The 21,888-nt window shown below is 41.1% G+C and carries 22 protein-coding genes; 14 read left to right on the top strand and 8 right to left on the bottom strand.

Annotated features, from left to right (window positions below):
• Positions 1-8: 8 nt before the first annotated feature.
• Together QNI08_RS03800 and QNI08_RS03795 are read right to left on the bottom strand one after the other, a co-directional pair.
• Entirely contained in the window at positions 9-212 is a 204-nt protein-coding gene (locus QNI08_RS03800) for an alpha/beta-type small acid-soluble spore protein (protein WP_285766103.1), read from the bottom strand.
• Positions 213-528: 316 nt separating this feature from the next.
• Complete coding sequence (locus tag QNI08_RS03795) at positions 529-1,173, bottom strand: 2OG-Fe(II) oxygenase (RefSeq protein WP_285766102.1); 645 nt, start codon at positions 1,171-1,173, stop codon at positions 529-531.
• Positions 1,174-1,520: 347 nt separating this feature from the next.
• On the opposite strand from QNI08_RS03795, the gene QNI08_RS03790 reads away from it, so the two are divergent.
• Positions 1,521-2,708 (top strand): styrene monooxygenase/indole monooxygenase family protein, encoded by a 1,188-nt coding sequence (locus tag QNI08_RS03790; RefSeq protein WP_483313736.1) that lies wholly within the window; start codon positions 1,521-1,523, stop codon positions 2,706-2,708.
• Between the two features lie 71 nt (positions 2,709-2,779).
• On the top strand, positions 2,780-3,283 hold the full coding sequence (locus tag QNI08_RS03785; protein ID WP_285766100.1) for a DinB family protein: 504 nt from the start codon (positions 2,780-2,782) through the stop codon (positions 3,281-3,283).
• A 99-nt stretch (positions 3,284-3,382) separates the two neighbouring features.
• Here the strand turns inward: QNI08_RS03785 and QNI08_RS03780 are convergent, their stop codons facing one another.
• A complete protein-coding gene (locus tag QNI08_RS03780) occupies positions 3,383-3,781 on the bottom strand; it encodes a DoxX family protein (RefSeq protein ID WP_285766099.1) in 399 nt (132 codons plus the stop codon).
• 160 nt (positions 3,782-3,941) lie between these two features.
• Here QNI08_RS03780 and QNI08_RS03775 point away from each other — a divergent pair, with 160 nt between their 5' ends.
• Entirely contained in the window at positions 3,942-4,583 is a 642-nt protein-coding gene (locus QNI08_RS03775; RefSeq protein ID WP_285766098.1) for a DUF2269 domain-containing protein, read from the top strand.
• A gap of 201 nt (positions 4,584-4,784) precedes the next feature.
• Here QNI08_RS03775 and QNI08_RS03770 read toward each other — a convergent pair whose 3' ends face one another.
• Both QNI08_RS03770 and QNI08_RS03765 read right to left on the bottom strand, forming a co-directional pair.
• Positions 4,785-6,278 carry a DHA2 family efflux MFS transporter permease subunit gene (locus tag QNI08_RS03770; RefSeq protein ID WP_285766097.1) on the bottom strand — a complete coding sequence of 498 codons (1,494 nt, stop codon included), beginning with the start codon at positions 6,276-6,278 and terminating at the stop codon, positions 4,785-4,787.
• Positions 6,279-6,610: 332 nt separating this feature from the next.
• Positions 6,611-6,994 (bottom strand): VOC family protein, encoded by a 384-nt coding sequence (locus QNI08_RS03765; protein WP_285766096.1) that lies wholly within the window; start codon positions 6,992-6,994, stop codon positions 6,611-6,613.
• Positions 6,995-7,277: 283 nt separating this feature from the next.
• Between QNI08_RS03765 and QNI08_RS03760 the strand changes: the two genes are divergently transcribed.
• From QNI08_RS03760 to QNI08_RS03715, 11 genes are all read left to right on the top strand, one after another.
• Entirely contained in the window at positions 7,278-7,514 is a 237-nt protein-coding gene (locus QNI08_RS03760; protein ID WP_285766095.1) for an AraC family transcriptional regulator, read from the top strand.
• A gap of 216 nt (positions 7,515-7,730) precedes the next feature.
• Complete coding sequence (locus QNI08_RS03755; RefSeq protein WP_285766094.1) at positions 7,731-8,198, top strand: GNAT family N-acetyltransferase; 468 nt, start codon at positions 7,731-7,733, stop codon at positions 8,196-8,198.
• Between the two features lie 278 nt (positions 8,199-8,476).
• Positions 8,477-8,797 carry a PadR family transcriptional regulator gene (locus QNI08_RS03750; protein WP_285766093.1) on the top strand — a complete coding sequence of 107 codons (321 nt, stop codon included), beginning with the start codon at positions 8,477-8,479 and terminating at the stop codon, positions 8,795-8,797.
• Between the two features lie 73 nt (positions 8,798-8,870).
• The gene (locus QNI08_RS03745; protein WP_285766092.1) at positions 8,871-9,224 is read left to right on the top strand and encodes a DUF1048 domain-containing protein; all 354 of its coding nucleotides are present in this window, start codon (positions 8,871-8,873) and stop codon (positions 9,222-9,224) included.
• 194 nt (positions 9,225-9,418) lie between these two features.
• A complete protein-coding gene (locus QNI08_RS03740; protein WP_285766091.1) occupies positions 9,419-10,180 on the top strand; it encodes an ABC transporter ATP-binding protein in 762 nt (253 codons plus the stop codon).
• Positions 10,181-10,930, top strand: coding sequence for an ABC transporter permease (locus QNI08_RS03735; protein WP_285766090.1), 750 nt, complete (start codon positions 10,181-10,183; stop codon positions 10,928-10,930).
• Between the two features lie 425 nt (positions 10,931-11,355).
• On the top strand, positions 11,356-11,649 hold the full coding sequence (locus QNI08_RS03730) for a potassium-transporting ATPase subunit C (protein WP_352231195.1): 294 nt from the start codon (positions 11,356-11,358) through the stop codon (positions 11,647-11,649).
• Positions 11,618-11,752: a potassium-transporting ATPase subunit C gene (locus QNI08_RS22485; protein ID WP_352231193.1), complete on the top strand. Its 135-nt coding sequence runs from the start codon at positions 11,618-11,620 to the stop codon at positions 11,750-11,752. The genes QNI08_RS03730 and QNI08_RS22485 overlap by 32 nt, the downstream gene beginning before the upstream one ends.
• 227 nt (positions 11,753-11,979) lie before the next feature.
• Positions 11,980-14,154, top strand: a complete 2,175-nt coding sequence (locus tag QNI08_RS03725; protein WP_285766089.1) for a DNA topoisomerase III — start codon at positions 11,980-11,982, stop codon at positions 14,152-14,154.
• 103 nt (positions 14,155-14,257) lie between these two features.
• Positions 14,258-14,686: a transcriptional regulator MntR gene (mntR, locus tag QNI08_RS03720; RefSeq protein ID WP_285766088.1), complete on the top strand. Its 429-nt coding sequence runs from the start codon at positions 14,258-14,260 to the stop codon at positions 14,684-14,686.
• Between the two features lie 617 nt (positions 14,687-15,303).
• Positions 15,304-16,650 carry an FAD-binding oxidoreductase gene (locus QNI08_RS03715; RefSeq protein WP_285766087.1) on the top strand — a complete coding sequence of 449 codons (1,347 nt, stop codon included), beginning with the start codon at positions 15,304-15,306 and terminating at the stop codon, positions 16,648-16,650.
• Positions 16,651-16,992: 342 nt separating this feature from the next.
• Here QNI08_RS03715 and QNI08_RS03710 read toward each other — a convergent pair whose 3' ends face one another.
• The 3 genes from QNI08_RS03710 to QNI08_RS03700 form a co-directional block, all read right to left on the bottom strand.
• Complete coding sequence (locus tag QNI08_RS03710) at positions 16,993-18,288, bottom strand: hypothetical protein (RefSeq protein WP_285766086.1); 1,296 nt, start codon at positions 18,286-18,288, stop codon at positions 16,993-16,995.
• Between the two features lie 205 nt (positions 18,289-18,493).
• Positions 18,494-19,819, bottom strand: coding sequence for an argininosuccinate lyase (gene argH, locus QNI08_RS03705; RefSeq protein ID WP_285766085.1), 1,326 nt, complete (start codon positions 19,817-19,819; stop codon positions 18,494-18,496).
• Between the two features lie 27 nt (positions 19,820-19,846).
• Positions 19,847-21,418, bottom strand: a complete 1,572-nt coding sequence (locus tag QNI08_RS03700) for an APC family permease (protein ID WP_285766084.1) — start codon at positions 21,416-21,418, stop codon at positions 19,847-19,849.
• Positions 21,419-21,888 lie beyond the last annotated feature (470 nt).

Raw genomic sequence — 21,888 nt, 5'->3', positions numbered from 1 at the left:
AATTTCGATTAACGAGTTCTTCCGCCTAATTGCTGTTCTGCCATTTGTACTAAGCGTTTAGTGATTTCTCCGCCAACAGAACCATTTGCACGGGCTGTTGTATCAGGACCGAGATTAACGCCAAATTCACTTGCGATTTCATATTTCATTTGTTCAAGAGCTTGTTCTGCACCACTAACTACCAATTGATTGCTGTTGTTACTTCTAGCCATGTCTTCAGCTCCTAATAATTTAATGTGTTGCTAGTCATAGGTTTCGAATTTTCAAACAGTTATATACATGAAAATGAAAATAAATGTTTGCAGAGAGATGTTGCAAGATCTTGTTGATTTCATGCTATTAAAGATGAGGTGAAATATCGCTGCGTGAAATGAAATCAATGCTTCCACGGAAATACTCGGCATGCTTGGATTTGATAGGCATATAAACTGTGAAAAAGGACCCGGGCAGGGTCCTTTTCGTTTCAAGCTCGCTCACTAACAGCTGATGTAGAGCATCATATTGTATCGCCTTAAACATGGCAAACCATCAAAACGCAGCTTTTTTTTGTCTTCTCATCCATTGTGTCGCAACCCATTTTTCATCGGCGATAACCGGAGCACCGCCGTGTAAGGTGCGTTCGTTCAGTTCATGGTCTTTATAGAAATACTCGAAATACACTGCCATTCCCTTATGCGGCGATATGGACAAGTTTAGTTTAGGGAAAAATGTTTCGCCGCCATGCTCGACATCATTCAAATACATGACAAGCGTGCTGATGCGGTTATTCTTCGTATCTTTACTTGTGAAAAAATCATAGTGGGCTTTATATTCTTGACCAGGAGCATATTTAAGGATTTGAATGCCATCACCATGCTCGCGGGGAATATTCATGATGGCAGATATCCTTTTTTCGATTCTCGTTATGATATCATTTTCATTTTCTTGAAAGAACATGCTGCTGCTTGTCCTCATTTCATTAATCTCGCGTGTATCGCCAATTTTGGATCGATGCAATCTGTTTTTTGACATATGAATCAGTTCTTCACATTCCGCGTCACTCAAAACATTCCCTAAGATTAAAATTAGCGGTTCTTCGATCCTGGCAATGATATTAATCTCTCTATCTTCTGTTTTGATTTTATTTCCACTATGGTTAAAGATGGTTTGTTCTTTGCTGATATCAATCGTCAATTTTCATCGACTCCTCAAAAGGTCTAGTTTACAGAATAATATTTTTTTTCTGTGTTTTTCAATTCCTGCTAATTATAGCACAAAACGCCTGTCATGAACTCTATTGCATACCTTGGAAAAGAGACCCTTCCAAAGAAATGACCAACGACTGGTTTAATAAAATATTCAGCTCGCTGAGTATCGTTCATTGTCACTAAAGAACCATTTACATCAAAAACAGGCTTCCATAAAATAAGAAGTAAGCTGGAAATGTTAGCCAAGGAAACTCCTTGAACCTGTTCGGAATGTGGACGATGCCAGCTTTCATAAGAAGATAAGGTGATGAGAAACTACCTCCGAAAAAGGAAGTGAATGCTTTGAACAAAAGAATTTGCATCATTGGCAGTGGCATTGCCGGGCTGCACCTGGCTTATGCACTAAAGGATGAATTTGATATCACCGTCATGGAACGCCGTACATCCGAGGAAATCAAAGAAGGACGCATCATGTCCACACAGGTCCATTTCGGTTCGACAAGGACACGCGAAAAACGGTATAACATGCCAAACTGGGGAGACCAAGCCCAGCTTGAAAGCATTCATATTACGATTGGAATTGAAAAACTATTCGTAGGAATGCTGCAGGAACCGGGATTATCCATCGATCAACGTGTGTATTACGCTCAAGCAATGAAGGATCTTGCCGAAAAAGGCGTACCCTTCCTTACGAAAAAGGTGGATAAAGAAAAGGTAAACGTGTTAATGGAAGAATTTGATTTGATCATTGATTGTACCGGGAAAAAGGGACCCCTTTTTCCGTTTCCGATTGAAGCGGAGCTGTCTCCTTATTCAATTCCGCAGCGAAAGTGCATCGTTGGCTATTTCAAAGGCATAAAAGCCAATGACCCTCTGGGAATCGGTGTAACGGTTCTCCCTGGTTTGGGCGAAATGTTTGAAATCCCTGCAATGACGGAACAGGGTCCTGTTACGATTTTATTCATCATGGCAATTCCAAACCATGAGCTGGACGTATGTAAAGGAATCAAAAATGCCGCGGAATTCTCTCAGGAAATGCGAGGTGCTCTCGAACGGTTCTTTCCTGACGTTTATAACCGCCTTGAACGGGAAAAATTTAAATTATGTGATGAAAATGGCTGGCTGCAAACAGCGATAACGCCTGTCATTAGAAAGCCATATCTTATCGATCAGGGCAAGCTCGTCATTGGCTGCGGGGACAGTGTGTTTATAAATGACCCGATAACCGGTCAAGGCTGTAATCTCTCTTCTTACTGTGCGGAGCAATTGTATGAAACGCTCATTGAATGGAAGCATTCCAACTGGGACGGAGAAATGGGAGAGTCTTATTGGAATCGTACGAAACTATATGTAAAAGAAGTGACCGAATGGACGAATGCCATGACCGAGCCATTGCCTGATCATATTGTGCAGATGCTGCTGAAGGGTGCAGAAGATCAGGCACAAGCGAATGAAATTGCGCAATGGTTTGCCGACCCGTCAAAAGCATTTGCAGCCTTTTTTTCAAAAATGAATGTTTAAATTGATGTGCGGGAACGTATGTTTTATAATGTAGTCCAAGCAGTTCGATATTTTTGAAAGGGAGGCATATTATGTATCGTTCAATATCTGATTTTATTAAAGAATGGGAAAGAGAAGCCATTCTGACTCAAAATGTTTTGGATAGCCTGACAGATGATTCCTTAAAACAACAAGTGTATGCTGAAGGCCGTACTTTAGGAAGAATTGCATGGCACGTAACAACCAATATCCCGGATTATTTAGCGCATTTTGGTCTCAAGATGGACAAGAAAAAGGATGGGGAAAGCGTCCCAGCTTCCGCTGAAGAAATCGCTGCGGCCTTTAAGAATATAAGTTCCGAAGCTGCCCAAGTTATTGAAAAGCAATGGACAGACAGTTCACTCGAACAAATGCAAACAGCGTTCGGAAGGCAGGAAACAAATGCACAGATTTTAATGGGGCTGATTAAGCATATCGTTCATCATCGCGGCCAAATGACAATACTAATGCGCCAAGCAGGGATAAAACCTCCTGGAGTTTATGGACCGCCAAAAGAAGATTGGATCCATCTAGGCGTAAAAAATCCTCCCCTTTAATAAAATTCAAGCACTCATTGAAATTAGGAAATAGCCACAGAAAAAGCACCGGTCACGGAGCTTTTTCTGTGGCTAAAGCGCAGGGGACAATCAACCCAATCAGTTTATGAACCGAGCATTATCACTTACAGGAACGGTCTTGTTTCTTTTATGATGATAAATATATGACCCGGCTATCAAAATATATCCGATGGCGAAAACCAGCCAGCTACTTACGGAATCGCCGACAGCGATGGTTGAATACATGGCACCCGTCAAATCGAATGTGAATCCAGCATAAGCCCATTCCTTGATTCGCGGAAAGCCTGGGACGAGGATTGCCACAACACCCAATAATTTGGCTATCCCAAGAAAGGGCAGGAGGTAGGAGGGATAGCCCAAATGTTGAAATAACACAACTGCATCAGGATCAGACAAGATATCCGGTATGGAACCAAGGCCCATTAAGGCCGCGAGCAATCCGGTGAAAACCCAGTATATGTTATTTGTTTTTTTCATTTATTTCTTCCTCCCTACGCTTGATAATTAATCATATTCCCCTTCCCTTTTTTTATCCACGCTTTAATGGGGAGTGACTGAAATGATAAAAAGAGCCGCTGATAATGGATGATCAGTTTGTAATAAATGCGTTATACTGAAAATTTTGGGAGGCTCGCTGATGGTCATATTTATCATGCGGATAGTAGTGATAGTATTCATGTTGATTTGGATAATGGTATTCATCGCGAATAAAATACCAAGAAAACTGCCCCATAAACGGAAACAATGGTGGGTCATTGCCCATATCCTTTTTGTGATCGTGTATTTTTGCGGAGTTACCGGTCAACTGGTAATTCTGCTTTCAACGGCATCTTTTTCAAAAAAAGAGTCTATTCATGCAGGATTGGAATTCATCCGTTATTTTGACGACTATTTAACGATTCCAGGTGCCATGGGTTCCTTATTTACTGGTATTTGGATTGCTTTACGAACCAATTGGGGAGGACTTACAACCTATTATTGGATCATCGCCAAGTGGGTCGGTAACATTGTTGCCATCTTATTGGGATCAACCATTACTGGTAATGCCGTACATAATTTATTCCCGAAAATCCTTTCGAGTGATGTGGAGCCATCACAAAACCCGCTTTATCATCAGAGCCGGCAAATCCTGTTTTCAGGTATCGGGATCAGCTTGACGATTTTAACTTTCTTAGTTGTCATTTCTTATTTAAAACCTTGGGGGAAAAGGAAAAAAATAAGCAGTGAAGCCAACAGGAAGAGAAACAACCCTTTTTCAAAAAGCAAACAAACTGAATAGAACAGCTGGCAAATGACATAAAAACCTGCCTGGTGTTGGACCAGACAGTTTTTTTCCTTTGCAAACGAAAGCCGGTGTATCCATGTTTTGGATCACCGGCTTTTTTTTGTATAAAAAAGTTGAACCCATGAAAGAAGGGACACCCGAAAAAAATGCCCTCTTTTCGAGGCGGTCATTCAAACCTGATTGATGATCACTGATTCAGGTAGCCTGTTTCCTTGAAAGGCGGTTCGTGATGGTATCTTCTTGCGGTGAAGTCCGCCGTATGTAAAAGGCGAGTATGAAGGCAACTATCGTCAACCATGTTGCGATCATGAATGCATCATTTACTCCCATTACGTTTCCTTGTTTGATGGCCATGGCCACTTGGAACTTATTTTCTGGAGAGATGTGCTCGTGAGTTAAGATCCCTTGTACATGCTTTGCTCCCTGGTTGGTCATGATGGATACAAAGAACGCCATGCCGACAGCACCTGCAATCATTCTTAATGTATTGACCATGGCTGTTCCATATTTATTCAGGCTAAGGGCCAATTCGTTCAATCCAGCCGTGAAGATGGGCATCATCAATAGCGACATGCCGAGCATTCTTATCGTATATACCGACACTACATATAAAAAGGATGTATCCGTTTCAAGCAGTGTCAAAAGATAAGTGGTGATGATGGTAATGGCAAGCCCGCTTACCGCCAGCCATCTCGCGCCAAACCGGTCAAACAGCTTCCCTGTTATGGGGGACATGATTCCCATCAGAATGCCTCCGGGCAACAGCATGAGGCCAGACTCCAATGGTGTGAAGCCTCGGATATTCTGCATATAAATCGGCATGATGATCATTCCTGAGAACATGCCCATCGTCGCGATAACATTAATGATGGTTGTTAATGTAAACATTCGGTAGCGGAATATCCTGAATTCCAGAATAGGATGCGCTACAGTAAATTGCCTCCAGACGAATAAACCTAAGCTGATTCCTCCAATAAGGAACATAGTCAGGACTTCGAAGCTGCCCCAACCCTTTGTACCGCCTGTAGCAAATCCGTATAAAACCCCGCCGAATCCGAGAGTCGATAAAATCACGCCAATTTTATCAAGTTTAGGCCGGCTGGTTTGCCCAACCTTTTTAATGATGAATATGGCAAATATAAAATCAAGAAGAGCGAATGGGAAAATGATGAAAAACAGGACTCTCCAGGAATAGTTTTGCACAATCCATCCCGATAACGTAGGTCCTATGGCCGGGGCGAAATTCATCGCTATCCCGAATATGCCCATTGCAAATCCGCGTTTGTTGGGGGGGAATAATGTGAAAATTACATTTGTTATCAAGGGGAATAATATCCCGGCGCCTGCGGCTTGAACAACACGCCCAATCAGTAAGACGGAGAAGGCAGGAGCAATTCCGCATAATAAAGTGCCAAGCGCAAACAGCCCCATCGAAGCAAGATATAATTGTCTCGTATTGAACCGTTCCATCAAGAAAGCCGTAATCGGGATAACAATCCCATTGACCAACAAGAAGATGGTTGTAAGCCAATTAGCGGTTGCTGCTGATATCTCAAAATGATCCATCAATTGGGGCAAAGCGATATTGATCAAAGTTTGATTCAAGAAGGCGACCAGAGCACCAGCCAGCATCACCGCAAACATGGGGCCTGTTCGAATATTAGAAATGGTTGTTTTGTCTTGATTCATTCTTAGAGCACGTCCTTTTAAAAAAGTTGAAACATATCGTTACTTACTGCTGTTTTTGGAAGTTGCAGAAACATATCATTAGGTTAATTTTAATGTCCCTCTCTTTCAAAAAGAAAACCAACATGTTTTCACCACTATACATCATCTCAGGATATTAAGCTAAATCGACGACCTTGATTGATGTTTGTTTTTTAATTGCGGTGATGGGCTCGTTCCCTTCAAATGAAGGAATTAACTCAAGGAAATTGACAAAAAAACCTCCTAAAGATAAGGAGGCTTATTTTCAAATTTGATTAGGGAAGTTTAACTGAACATATAATATACCCTAACTTTTATTTTTCTTGTTCTTGAACGAGTGCCAGGTTAATCCCAGCTGGAGACTGAACGATGGCGAATAACCCAGTGCCTTCAATGTGCGTTAGGGGCATCAGCACTTTGCCTCCGTTATGTTCGGCAGAGTCAATCACTTGCTCGAAGTCAGCTTTTTTGACAGAAAAATTTGGAATAACTTGTTCTCTATACCCTTCTCGCGCTGCCTCTTCCAATTTATCTGTATTCATGAATCCGATGGTGAGTCCGTTATCATCTGAAAGTGCCGTGTATACTTCATTTTCAAATTGTACCTTGAAATTTAGTACAGTTTGCAAAAAATTAAGGTCTTTTGAGCGATTATCTTCATTTTTGAAAGAAAAGTCGAGTATTTGTAAATTTGACATATTCGTTCCTCCCGTATTTCATGTTTATAGTGGATGAAAAGTATATAGTATTCTTTCATCTTTCCTTTCCGGATAGCTACATCATACATCGGCCATCACTTGAATTCTTGATAATACTTGCCTTATGTTGCTTATACCATGAACGTTTTTTCAGGGTTGAAAAAAGCAAAAATCATCAAGAAAAGTCATTTACATCTTTCTATAATGGAGGTTGTGCCGGACAAGGCATTTAGAAAGGGCTAATGATAAAAACTGAAAAGTTACTGGGGAAGGAGGTTTATTGATGCATTCAGAGTATTGGACTAGCGTTCAAGCCGCCATTGATCATATAGAGGAATCATTGGAAACACCCCTGCATCTTTACGATATTGCCCGATATGCAGGCTTTTGTGATTATCATTTTCACCGACTTTTTCAACAAATTACCAATGAAACAGTAATGGACTATGTCAGAAAAAGAAGATTGGCGAAAGCGACCAACATTGACAGGGAGATATGTCACTTACATTATATGGATTAGTTTGGTATATTTGATAAGAGTGTTGATGACCTATAGGGCACCTAATTATTTTGATTGTTGTTCATCATGGATGGAATAGAGATGAGATTTCTCAAATCGGCGGCAAGAATGCGATAACATCTTTTAAGCCCAGGAATTTGATGTTGACATGGGGTTTATCGTAGGCAAGTGGGAGCGGTAGTTACAAGAAATACTGATATAGGTGAGGGGCTTGTTATGAAAATCAGTCAAACGAAGGATTTCCAGCTGATCGCAAAATTAAATGAACATGTACATGATTTGCACTTCCGTATATATCCTGAACATTTTAAGGAATATGATTATGAAGCAGTGAAGGCTGGTTTTCAAAGTCTGATACAAAACGAACGCTTCATTTTCCTGCTGTTGGAAGAAGATGAAGCAGCGCTCGGTTACGCATGGATAGAGTTAAGAGAATATCCAGACACTCCATTTAAAAAAGGATATGATTCTGTTTATCTCCATCAAATTAGCATAGGTGATGCAAAAAGGAATAAGGGGTATGGATGTAGTCTCATGAAAAAGGTGGAAGAGATAGCCAGTGAAAAGGGAGTAGACGTATTGGAATTGGATTATTGGTCTGCAAACCTTGCGGCAAAGGAGTTTTATCAAAAGCAAGGTTTCAAAAGGTACCGGGAATTTGTATATAAAAAGTTGCAGAGGTAAACGCACTGATGTTTCAAGCACAGGAGGAATTTCGAAAAAGTAGTTAGGGCATTCAGTTGACAGCACATCTACTGCGTGATACGATATAGACGTAACAAGTCACACTGAATACCGGCTTCACTGATTACTGAGGCTGCAATAAATATATCAGCCGACTCGGTTTCAATGCACATTTATTACCGATACTGAATAAGATATAAAGCTATTCAGTAAAAAAATTTTCCCTTGTACTGAGTGATACTGAATATAAGTCAGACAAGATAGAGGAGGCTCTGAACATGGAAAATTTAACTGAAATGCTGAAGGGTTCCCTGGAAGGCTGCGTGCTCGAAATCATCAGCCGTCATGAAACCTATGGCTACGAGATTACCCGACGCCTGAATGAACTTGGGTTTACTGAAGTGGTGGAAGGGACGGTCTACACCATCCTAGTTCGCTTAGAAAAGAAAAAACTGGTGAACATAGAAAAAAAACCGTCAGATATGGGACCACCCCGCAAGTTTTACTCACTTAATGAGGCTGGCATCCAGGAGCTGGCACTGTTTTGGGAAAAATGGGCCTTTGTTTCATCAAAAATAAACGTCTTAAAGTCAAAGTAGCTTCATATAGTTTTCCGTAAGATATTTATGGAGTGTATTTTTCAATTTTTTTACTAATAGGAGGGAAAATAGCATGATGGAAATGTTCAAGAAAATGATTGGTGATAAAAAAGAATACAAGATGATGATGGCTCGGGTCGATGCCCTGCCGGAGGACTACCAGTTTGTATTCAAGAAAATTCAGGCCTATATGTGGAATTTCACAGCTGGAAACGGGATGGATATGCTTCGCCTCCAATATGAATTGATCGACTTGTTCGAAGCCGGTAGCGCGGAGGGCAGGGGAGTTCTGGAAATAACAGGGGCTGATGTAGCTTCTTTTGCCGACGAACTAGTGGCGAATGCGAAAACCTATGTGGCTAAATATCGCGAAGATTTAAATCAAAGCATCATCGAACGATTGGAAAAAAACAATCTCAACAAATAATACTGACTGAATAGCTGGTTACAAATGTAATTGCCTACGCTATTCAGTTATATTTTCAACTCAGTACTAAGTTATACTGATTATCAGCAACACAGAATAGATAAGATTGGGAAAACTAGCTCCGCAAGATGCGTTACCGGATGATGACGATATCGCTGGCGGTCTTACCGAGCTTATTATAAGGAGGAAAATGTATGGAACATGCAGTGATTTCCATAAAAGGGCTGAAAAAGTCCTTTTCTGACAAGGAAGTACTAAAAGGGATCGACCTTGAGGTGCGGCGCGGTGAAATTTTCGCATTGCTGGGCTCAAATGGAGCGGGCAAGACGACGACGGTCAATATTCTCTCGACATTATTGAAGGCAGATGGCGGCGAAGCAACTATTTGCGGTTATAACGTCCAGCATCAACCCGAGGATGTCCGCCAGAGCATTAGCCTGACTGGACAATTCGCAGCTTTGGACGGTATGCTCACAGGCCGGGAAAACCTGATGGTGATAGCCAAATTACGGGGGATTTCCAATCCTGCCCAAGTCGCCGACGATTTGCTTGCAAGATTCAGCTTGACCGATGCGGCCAACCGCCGCGCAGACAAATATTCCGGCGGGATGAAACGCCGGCTTGATATCGCCATGAGCCTGATCGGAACGCCAGCAGTCATTTTTCTCGATGAACCGACGACAGGGCTTGACCCTGAAGCGCGTATAGAAGTCTGGGATACTGTCAAGGAGCTTGCTGGAGGCGGCACGGCCATCTTACTGACGACCCAATATTTGGAGGAAGCCGAACAATTGGCCGATCGCCTCGCCATTCTGCATGGCGGAAGAATCATTTCAACCGGGACCCTTTCGGAACTCAAGGGGATGTTCCCGCCTGCGAAAGTGGAGTACATCGAAAAGCAGCCGACATTGGAAGAGATCTTCCTCGCAATCATCGGCAAAAAGGAGGAAATGTAAATGAAAAGTAAAACTGGAGTATTGCTAGGGCGTCTAATGCGCAACATCATGCGCAGCCCGGATACAATCATCACGGTCGCCATCACGCCAATCATGATGATGCTGCTGTTTGTGTATGTATTTGGCGGAGCCATAGAGGCTGGTGTGGATAATTATGTTAATTATCTATTGCCTGGAATCTTGCTGATGGCCATTGCATCAGGAGTCGCTTACACTTCCGTGCGGCTGTTTACAGATGTAAAGGGCGGGCTGATGGCACGTTTCATCACAATGCCCATCAAGCGATCGTCGATATTGTGGGCACATGTATTGACCTCCCTTGTTTCCAATGTGCTTACTATCGTGGTGGTCGTCCTCATCGCAATCTTGATGGGCTTCCGTTCCAGTGCCGGTATCCTGGAATGGCTCGCGGTAGCCGGAATACTTGGCTTATTCACACTGGCGCTGACTTGGCTGGCGATCATTCCCGGATTGACAGCGAGATCCATGGAAGGGGCGACCGCCTACTCGTACCCGCTGATTTTCCTGCCGTTTATCAGTTCGGCCTTCGTCCCCACAGAAACGATGCCTAAAATCGTCCGTGCGTTCGCCGAGAACCAGCCTGTGACTTCTATCGTCGATTCGATTCGTGCCCTCCTGTATCATGGATCTGTGGGCAATGATATTTGGATCGCGCTTGCCTGGTGCATCGGCATCATGGTTATTGCTTACTTCTTCGCCAGCATGGTATTCAAACGTCAATTAGGCTGAGTAAACCTAACGACCTGGGGCAAAACATCGGTTCTGTATGTAAAGCTCGACTATCATCTGGAAGGCTGCTTCGTGACATAAGTAATCATGGATTACTTTTCGCCAGAATGTCAACCATGATCTTTTCGATATCATGACAATCTCCTGAATTCTTTAAGAGAATGCTTTAGATTTTACTGGTGCTCTATCTTTGCTTACGCAACGAATGACAGTGGTTAACTATATGAAAATATGGGGAATCCAGCAAAATCAAATTTTCAATACATTGATTTATAACTAGTCTTGGTATACGTAGAATAGACGGAAATCGTGCCTGCTGTCAGTAAACCTTCACCTTGGTAAATGGGCGACAGTTCGGAAAGAAGCAACTTCGCTTGCCGGACGTTAAGCAGACCTTTTGGACTTTATCCATGCCTTGTTGATTTATAAGACGAGGTAACATTCATGGTCGTGTTTTTTCTATAGAATATGATGCGGCAGGCTCAGGTACACCCAATTATGCTCCATCCAACGAGGACATGATCAAGCGCACAAAAAAAGAGTTGGCAGCATTTTCAAAAGAGAACCCTACTGTCAAACAAGAGGAGGTACCAGCTGACTTACTTTCAAATTCTGGTTCGGGTCTTGACCCAAATATTTCACCCCAAGGGGCTAAAATACAGGTATCGCGCATAGCTAAAGAGCGAGGTGTATCAAAGTGTATCTGTAACAAGGCTTGATAAACTTGTTGTTGAATATACAGAAGGACGGTCATTAGGAATATTCGGGGACCCGCGGGTGAATGTATTAAAGTTGAATGTAGCATTGGACCAACTAAAATAGTGTAGAAAAGGAGGGTTCAAGGAACTCTCTTTTTTACTTCTTTTGGCTAAATCGGGGCCTATCATGAACCTTTCAGCCAGATAGCTTTTCTGAAATCTGACTGAGTTTTGTGAATGTTGAATCATCATTTTCCTACTGTTTAAACCGAACTCATCTCTAGCCGATTGCAATAATTAAGGTATAATAATAGGGAAAGATATTTTGTTACGGATTAGGTGAAGATGAACATGAAGCTAATCATAGCGGAAAAACCGGATCAAGGTTCAACGTTGGCAGCACAATTTAAAACGAAGAAGCAACAGGGATATATAGAAATCATGCCGAACGAACTTTTCCCTGATGGGGCTTATGTAACATGGGCAGTTGGACATCTATGTCAACTTGTATCGCCGGAAACGTATCATGCGAATTGGAAGAAATGGTCACTTGATACGTTACCGATGATTCCAGAAAGGTTTCAATATGAAGTGACCCGGCAAAAGGCAAAGCAATTCAATGTCGTGAAGACTTTGCTCAGGAAGCAGGATGTCGATGAAATCATCCATGCTGGCGATGCCGGGCGTGAAGGAGAATTGATTGTACGGAACATCGTTAATCTATGCAGCATCCATAAACCGATGAAGCGTTTATGGATTTCCTCTTTGACCCCGAAAGCCATTTATGAAGGATTCCAGAACCTGATCAGTGAAGAAAAAACTAGGCCGCTTTATCATGAAGCGTACACAAGGGCTTGTGCAGACTGGGTTGTTGGTATGAATGCATCCAGGGCTTACAGCATTTTATTGAAGCAGAAGGGCGTATCGGACGTTTTCTCAGCTGGACGGGTTCAAACACCGACCCTCGCGTTGATCGTGAAGCGGGAACTGGAGATTGAACAATTCAAGTCTGAACCGTTCTGGGAAGTGTTCGCGGACTTCAAGATGGATGGCAAGAAATATCAGGGCAAATGGCAGCAGAACAACGATTCAAGAATAAAAACGAAAGAGCTTGCAGAAAAGATTGCCGCATTCTGTAAGGACAAGGAAGCGGAAATAGCCGAAATGGCTACGGAAAGAAAGGAATTCCAGCCTCCGTTGCTGTTCAATCTATCGTCATTGCAGGCAACCGTGAATAAGATATATAAATATTCACCGAAGCAGACGCTCGATATCGTTCAAAGTCTATATCAAAAAGGAATCGTCTCATATCCCCGTTCAGACTCCAACTATGTGACAGAGGGGGAGGCCGCGACATTTCCCGATATCTTGAAGAAGCTAAGCGGCTTTTCGGAATATGAATCCCTTTATCCTTTGCCGCAGCAAAGCATCATGAATAATAAGCGCTATGTAAATGAAAAGAAAGTGACGGATCACTATGCCATCATTCCGACGGAACAGGTTACCGATCCCAAACGTCTTTCCGCTGAAGAACGCAATATTTATGACTTGGTGGTACGCAGGCTGATTGCCGCCCATTATGAGAAGGCGATCTTTGATTATACGACCATTAAGACGCTTGTTGATAAGCGGGCCGAATTCATTTCAAAGGGCAAGCAACAGATCCAAGAAGGATGGCGCAAGGTGATTTTCCAGAATGATAAGGAAGATGACGATGTCTTATTGCCGCAGGTTTCAAAAGGTGATTCCGGTAAAGTAGCCAAGATCAAGGTGAAAGAAGGAAAAACGCAGCCGCCGAAGCGCTATACGGAGGGTCAGCTGATCACCTTGATGAAAACGGCAGGAAAACACCTCGATAATGAAGAGTTGGAAAAGGTCCTGATGAAAGCGGAAGGCCTAGGCACCGAAGCCACACGGGCCGGCATCATTACCATGCTTAAAGATCGTAAATACATTGATGTCAAAAAGAATCAGGTATTTGCAACGGATAAGGGAAAAGTGCTGATTACGGCCATTGGCGAGAAAATCCTCGCCTCACCTGAGATGACAGCCAAATGGGAACAGCGTCTAAGGGAAATCGGAGAAGGAAAGGCGTCAGCCGGAGCCTTTATGGAAGCCGTTAAAAAGATGGCAGCAAAAATCATCAGTGATGCTGTGGAGTCATCGGAAAGCTGGGATTTCCAAGGGCTGGATACTGAATCGATCCAGAGGAGAGGCTCAAAAAAGAGGAGCGCGGCATCCTTGGGCAATTGTAAGTTATGCGGTTCCAAAATTGTCGATAAAGGCGAATTCTATGGATGCGTAAGTTATCAAAAAACAAAGTGCAGCTTTACGATTTCAAAAAAAATCCTCAATAAAAAAATTAGTCAAGCCAATATAAAAAAGCTGCTGGCGAGCGGGGAAACGGACTTGATAAGCGGGTTCAAAAAAGGCGAAAAGACCTTTGATGCGATTTTATCCTGGTCCGAATCGGAGAAGAAAATCAATTTCGTATTCCCGGAAGGACAAGCCGTCAAACAAGCTTGAGCTGAAATTGCATTTAATGGCGCCCTGAGACGATAACGGCTTGTTTCAGGGACGTTTATATAGTAATATTTTTAGATATGCTTTTGAAATGGGAGGATTCCGAATGCCTACACCAAGCATGGAGGATTACATAGAACAAATTTATTTACTTATTGAAGAAAAAGGGTATGCACGGGTTTCCGATATCGCTGAGAATCTTTCCGTCCATCCATCTTCTGTGACAAAAATGGTCCAAAAACTCGATCAAGAAAAATATTTGATATACGAAAAGTATCGCGGGCTCGTTTTAACGGCAAACGGGAAAAAAGTTGGAAAAAGGCTCGTATATCGTCATGAACTATTGGAACAGATGCTCAGGCTGATTGGGGTCAAGGAAGAAAACATATACCATGATGTGGAGGGAATCGAACACCACCTCAGCTGGAATGCCATTGATAGGATCGGTGACCTGGTGGAATTCTTCGAAGAAGCTCCTGACCGTGTCGAGGATTTACGCAAGATCCAAAAAAGAAATGAAGACAATCCTAAATAAGCTGCCAAGGGCAGCTTTCAGTTTGTAAACAAAAAGAAGTTCGGAATTAAATATTCCGAACTTCTTTTTTAATTTTCGGTCAAAGTCAAGATTGGAGCATTTTTGACTTTGACATCTCCAATTGGCTTCTTCTGTAGATTCAGGGCAGCCTCGCATGTTGCGAACAAAATCGCTCGATGGCACCAGTCGATCTAACGTAAGCTTTTTTTATTGATTTTGCAGGACGACAATAAGTTGTTCCCATGCTGTATGTTGAAACATCCGTAATGCTCAAGTTGCAAAGGATATAACATCAATCGCAAAATCATAAAGTTGAATAAGCGGAGCAACAATTCAAATCTTGACGCAGGTATTACCAACCCCAAAATAGTAGATATAAAAAAAGAGGTGATGATGGCTGAAAAGCTATCGTTGGACAAGAACTCCAGTCTGTTATTGGTCCAGTACCTTTTGGAAGAGTTTCTTTATGAGCAGAAGTATAACGAAATAAAACAAGTTGCAATATCGGGGAAGATTAAAGGAAGAAGGAAATTCCTATCTCTAAATATTCTTCATAGTATGAACTCCTGATTCATACAATTATTAATCTACAAAAGTTTTGAATGGGAGTGGCATGCATGAGATCTAGAGAGTTAACAGGACGAGTAATCTACATGGGAGAGCCAGGCTACAAAGAAGCGATCAAGAATTGGAATCCTTATGTTGATACTCTTCCTTTGGTCTTTGTTTTTGCACAAAATACCGTTGATGTAAGTAATGCCATTAAATGGGCACGTAAGAATAAGGCACCCGTGCGTGTAAGAAGCGGCCGTCATGCCCTTGATAAGGACCTCTCAGTCGTGAAGGGGGGAATTGTAATTGATGTAAGTGATATGCAAAAGGTGCATCTAAATAAAAAAAAGGAAATGGCTACCGTTCAAACAGGAATTCACGTAGGTCCGCTCGTAAAAGGATTAGCTAAAAGAGGGTTTATGGCTCCGTTTGGGGACAGTCCAACCGTTGGCATCGGAGGAATTACGATGGGCGGTGGATTTGGAGTATTGTCACGATCGATTGGTCTTATAAGTGACAACCTCATCGCACTGAAAACTGTGGATGCACAAGGCAGGATCATTTGTGCAAATAAGAAGAAAAACAAGGATTTGTTTTGGGCTTCCAGAGGAGGAGGGGGAGGTAATTTTGGATATAATACCGAGTACACATTTAAAGTTCGCCGTGCCCCTCAAACTGCAACCGTCTTCAATATCATTTGGCCGTGGGAACAATTGGAGACAGTATGTCGTGCTTGGCAAAAGTGGGCACCTTTCGTAGATGAAAGATTAGGGTGCATTCTTGAAATTTTCAGCAAAGTAAATGGTTTGTGTCATGCCGAAGGAATTTTCCTCGGTTCAAAAACCGAGCTCATTAAATTATTGAAGCCTTTAATGATTTCTGGAACACCAACGAAAATCGTTATAGAAACATTATCCTATCCAGACGCTATTGATTTCTTGGACCCCGATGAACCAATCCCTGGTAGATCTGATCAGAATGTTAAATTCTCCTCGGCCTGGGGACTTAGTCTTTGGCCGGAAAAACCAATTTCAATCATGAGGAAGTTCTTGGAGGAAGCGACTGGGACAGAATCCAATTTCTTTTTTATCAATTGGGGTGGGGCTTTAAGCAGAGTACCTAACGATAAAACAGCCTTCTTTTGGCGTAATCCATTGTTTTATGTGGAATGGAACGCTAGTTGGGAAAAGAAATCACAAGAAGCTATGAATCTTGAATCAGTTGAAAGAGTGCGTAAACTAATAAAACCATATGTAAAAGGTTCATATGTTAATGTTCCAGACCAAAATATTAAAAATTTTGGTAAAGCATATTACGGCTCAAACTTTGCAAAACTTCAAAAAATAAAGGCGAAATATGATCCCAAAAATTTATTCCATTTTCCGCAGAGCATACCCCCATCCAATAAATGATGTGCAGTTTTTTTATGGGGAGATTTACAGATAATTAAACTAGCAGATTCGTTAGTTGAGATCATGGTGCAACCGGTGGATGGCTTTTTTTCTTAATGGACTAAAGGTACAGCTGCAAGTCTTAGTGGAAAAAGCTTTTTATTTGTTATATCGGACGATTGTTGGAATAGGAAAATAAATATAAAATGCCCCTGCGAGGAGCTATTCAACAGCTCCTTTTTCTACGCAAATATGGGGTGGAATGTGAACCATGACTTCTCAACAACTTTAAAGCAGATTAGGAATTCAAGATCCGAAAGTCCAAGGACATCGAGCTAAAATGCAAACCCGAAGGAGGCATACTTATTTTAGACGATAAATTTTGCTTGGCCTCCCGCGAGAAGAATAAGATTCCTCACCAATGATCTCTGCTAAATTAACTTCACATAAACTAACTACGATACGCCGTGCATTACTTTCATCCCAATAGAGGTGAGTTGTTAAATCTTTAATTGTAAAATCGTTCAATTTTAATCTATTAACTAAAGCATATAATTTATTATAGTTTTTCACACTAATTTTGGCTTTTTTTAGTTTTTCCATAAAATCCTTGTCATCAATCCGGTAAGAAAAACGTAATTCCTTTTCTTCTCCCACCGACTGGATCATGGTTCCATCCCCTTGTACGATAACGATGCCCTTCTCTGACTTTTCTTTTGAAAGTTGGATGGCGCGTTGAGCGTATATTTCTGCAGAGTGAAGTGTTTGCCCATACCCAATTCCTACGGTAACAGTAGCATTGGATTCATTTGACAACAAAAAGACAGTATCCTTTAAATCTTTTATTTTGGATTCAATCGTACCTCGTGTACTAAAAATAAAATAACGGCCGTTTCCCTTCTCAACTAATGATCCCTCTAATTGTTCGCAAAATTTAAGAAGGGTTTCTTTTAATTTTATCTCTAAAAATTGCAGATGATAGGAGCTTTTTGCTTTTTCAAATATTTTCTCGAAATGTTCGATTTCAATGATTTGGACACCAATTTGGGTGTCTCTAAAGTAGAAAGTTCGCGCTTTTTCTGCAAGGATTCTTAATGATTGGCGAATTTCCATATCTGTTGTAGATATTCGATAGGTGGGCACACCTGCTTCTTTTAAATGTAGATATACGGCCTCGAAACAGGTTAGTGCACCTTCCGTTTTTCCAGCTTTCCATAAATCAAGATGGAATTCGATTAATTCCTCCGTTGTTGAATTAATATTGAAGTTCTTTATATACATTTCTTTTGGTGTAATATCAATTTGTTTTAACGCCTGCTCCAAATGGGTTGTCGTAATTTCATCAATGCTAGCTTTACTTAAAAATTCCTGTTGAAAATATCCCATATGCAAAAGACTTTTATAAATCCCTGATTCAGTATGATCGATATATAATAGATTATCCCCTATTCCTACCGTGTTTTTGGCGACCATATATGAAATTTGACCTGAAAAAAACCAGAAATCCACATCTTGATTGAATGTCGAAACGATTTTTTCAGTTTCCCTGAAATCTTCATATGGATACGCTTTAAATTCCATGATTGACGCGTATTCTTTACCCAAGTCTATAATGCGCTCAACAGATGAATCAGGACCGACTACTCCAATTTTATACATTGGTTTCTCCTTATTACCGTAATTTTACTTACTTTAATAGTATCTTTAATAGAAAGCAAATAAAAGTTTAAACCATCTACTAATGAAAATTCCTTTATCCCTTTGTTTCATTAATAGGATAGTATTCAATAAATCTTAAAAGAGCCATTGACATAGAGTGTGCGTATCTTCTATGCCAACGGCTCTTTATTGGGAATAAATTTGATTACTTCAACAGGTTCACCTTAATGCCTTTATTCAGTATATTTTGATAATCGATAAACTCATATAAGTCCTCATCGACCAATGGATTCAAGCTCTTCAATTCGGCTAGTGTCAACTCTTCTATTGGTTTATCATGATCTTCACAATAAATGACAATCGAGCCGACAATGCTGTGGGCATCCCTAAATGCAACGCCTTTGCTAACTAAATAGTCAGCGACTTCCGTTGCATTGAGAAAGCCATCGTTTACAGCTTTTTTCATATTTTCAGTATGGACCTTCATGGTGGAAATCATCTTGGACATGATTTTCAGACAAGATAAAACCGTATCCAAAGCATCAAAAAATGGCTCTTTATCTTCCTGCATATCTTTATTATAAGCCAGTGGCAAGCCTTTCATGGTTGTTAAAAGTGAGGTAAGTGAACCATATACCCGTCCTGTTTTACCTCTAATGAGCTCCGCTGCATCAGGGTTTTTCTTTTGAGGCATGATGCTGCTGCCTGTGGAATATGCATCATCGATACTGATGAACTTAAATTCTTGACTACTCCATAAAATCAGCTCTTCACTTAATCTGCTTACATGCATCATGATGATGGAAAAACCAGACGTTAATTCCAACAGGTAATCTCTATCACTAACACCATCGAGGAAATTGTTCATAGGCTTAGAAAATCCTAGCTCCTTAGCAGTCATTTCTCTGTCGATCGTATGAGTCGTCCCTGCCAATGCTCCGCAGCCAAGCGGACTTTCGTCCAAAATTTCAATCGCATTAAGAATTCTTTTTCTATCCCTATCCAGCATGCTGAAGTAGGCCATTAAATGATGCTTAAGTGTTACTACTTGTGCCCGCTGTAGATGGGTATATCCTGGCATGATCACATTGTTTTCTTTGGCTTTTTCTACGAGGTTATGTTGAAGGTCTTCAATCTGCTCGAGAACTTCCAGCGCCTTATTTTTAGCGTAAAGTCTGGTATCCAAAGCGACTTGATCATTTCGGCTTCTTGCTGTATGGAGTTTTTTTGCTGTTTCTCCAATTCGTTCTGTCAAAGTAGCTTCAACAAAACTATGAATATCCTCAAAATCGCCTTCGATCGGTAATGTTCCGCTCTCAATATCTTCCAATATGGAAAGAAGTGACCTCTTAATGCTTTCTCCTTCGTTCCTGGTAAGCAAATCACATTTAACAAGCATATTTACATGTGCAATGCTTCCTTTAATATCTTCGAAATATAGTCTTTTATCAACATGAAGAGAACGATTAAAGTCCTCCATCAATTTATTTTCATCTTCCCTGAAACGTCCGCCCCAAAGCTTCATCATCATTTCTCCCTTTATAATATGAAATGGTTTCTAAATATCCGTCTTATCCATATCCTGTAACTCTTGAACGTTCCCCTTGTTTCGCATATACCAAACTCCGTTATAAACAGCAAAGTAGTAAAAAAGGAATCCAATGATTGCCACGATGTAAGACATGAATGGCTCTGGAATAAGACCTTTACCGCCAAAATTGCCGATTGATGAAACAGCAACGAGCATCAAAATATAAATAATAAGATAGATTCCACCGATGATTTCCATCGATTTATGTTTATTGATAAAATGAGTGATCAAATATCCCGCAATTCCAATCGCCAGTCCCCAAATGGCAAGTTGAATCCTGCTCCAATTTGTCCAGTAAATGAGGAGGGTGGCAAATACAAAGGCTAAGGGAGCAATGACATTCATGCCGGGGATACCGTTGTCTTTTGTTAAACCGACCTTACGAAACACCATTACTGTGACGCATGCTGAAGCGTATTTGAATATACCGATCGATCCGACAATCGCTACGATTGCCGTCCAGCTCTTTAAAGGAAATAAGAAAAGCAGCCCAATAAGGAAATTGAGGGTAAGAGCACGTGTAGGAACTCCAAATTTTTTATTGATCGTTCCGAAATAAGATGGCAGGAATCCACTTTTAGCCATTCCGAACACATGTCTTGATGTACCGGCAGTATAAGCAAGCGCCGAGCCAGTCGGTGAAATCATTGCGTCTGCCGTAATGGTCCAGGACAGCCAAACCATATTTGCCATAAGTGCTAAATTCGCAAACGGAGAGTCGAATTTAATGCCACTCCAACCATTGGCTAGCATTTCGGGCGGCACGGCACCTATAAAAACGATTTGAAGTAAAGCATATAAAATGGCTGAGACTGACAGTGATGTGATAAGAGCAAGTGGTATATTCCGTCTTGGGTTTACCACCTCGCCACTCATCATAACCACATTCCCGAATCCGGTATAGGCAAAAAATATCCCGCTGGTCAAGATGGCGCTTAATCCAGCGCCATATCCATTAGGGGCGAACCCATGACTTGTATAATTCTCTTCGTGAAAACCTGTCATGATAAATGCAATGATGGTCAAAACAGGTACTAAAAATTTAATTGTCGTGATTATGGTATTCGTGACTGCAAACAGTTTCACTCCAAAATAATTCACCACGACAAAGAATACCATTAAAACAGTCGCTGCCAAAATGCCGGTTGTCGTTAATTGTTCCTTTGATAGATCATATAGTCCTGGCCAGAACTCATTAGCATATTGAATGACTCCAGCTGATTCAACGGGTGCAGTGGCACAGTAGCCAAGCCAAATCGAATAGCTGGTCACAGTTGCGAGCAATCTTCCATGAGAATAGAGGGGATAACGACCTAATCCCCCGGTTTCTGGCCTTACCCTTGCTAATTCAGCATAAACAAGAGCTATTAGAGTGATGACGAATGCAGCGATGATCCAAGACATAATCGCTGCTGGCCCGGCCATTTTGGCTGTATTCCATGGTCCGAAAAGCCAACTCGAACCTATGATCCCTCCAAGAGATAATGCAGTTAGTGACCAAAATCCCATCTTTTTCTTCAAATATTGTTCTTGATTCATGAAATTCCCTCTCTCTTAAATGGGGGTATAATAATTTACTAGAATAATGATTCTTAAATAGCTACAGAAGGATGAAAAGTGATGCACAGTGCTCCTTTCGAATATTTTAGTTAATAAGCTGGAAGCTTAGCTTTATTTAAAAAGCCCTCCATTTTGAGTTTTAAGGTAATAAAAGTGTAATTACCTTAAAATGATTTTATTTGATTTGCCTATTTTACGCAATATTAATTTTCGAAAATTCGAAAAACTGAAGCGTGTATCCTTGAGTAAGAAATGACCCTTCACTTTACTTATCTGTATGACTCTGCCACTCAAAATAATTTATTTTTCATATGAGGATAAAAAGAGATTGAAAAAATAAAATGTTTTGAATAAGATAAACGATATAAAGTATTTACAGTTTATTAACACGAAAATAAATGGCACTCTCAGTGAGAAAAGATATTTTAAATATGAAGTCTATAAATGCT

Source organism: Peribacillus folii, assembly GCF_030271255.1.
In the GTDB taxonomy this organism is placed as follows: Bacteria; Bacillota; Bacilli; order Bacillales; family DSM-1321; genus Peribacillus.
The sequence above is the reverse complement of the archived record's forward strand: the minus strand, read 5'-3'. Positions and strand labels throughout refer to the sequence as shown.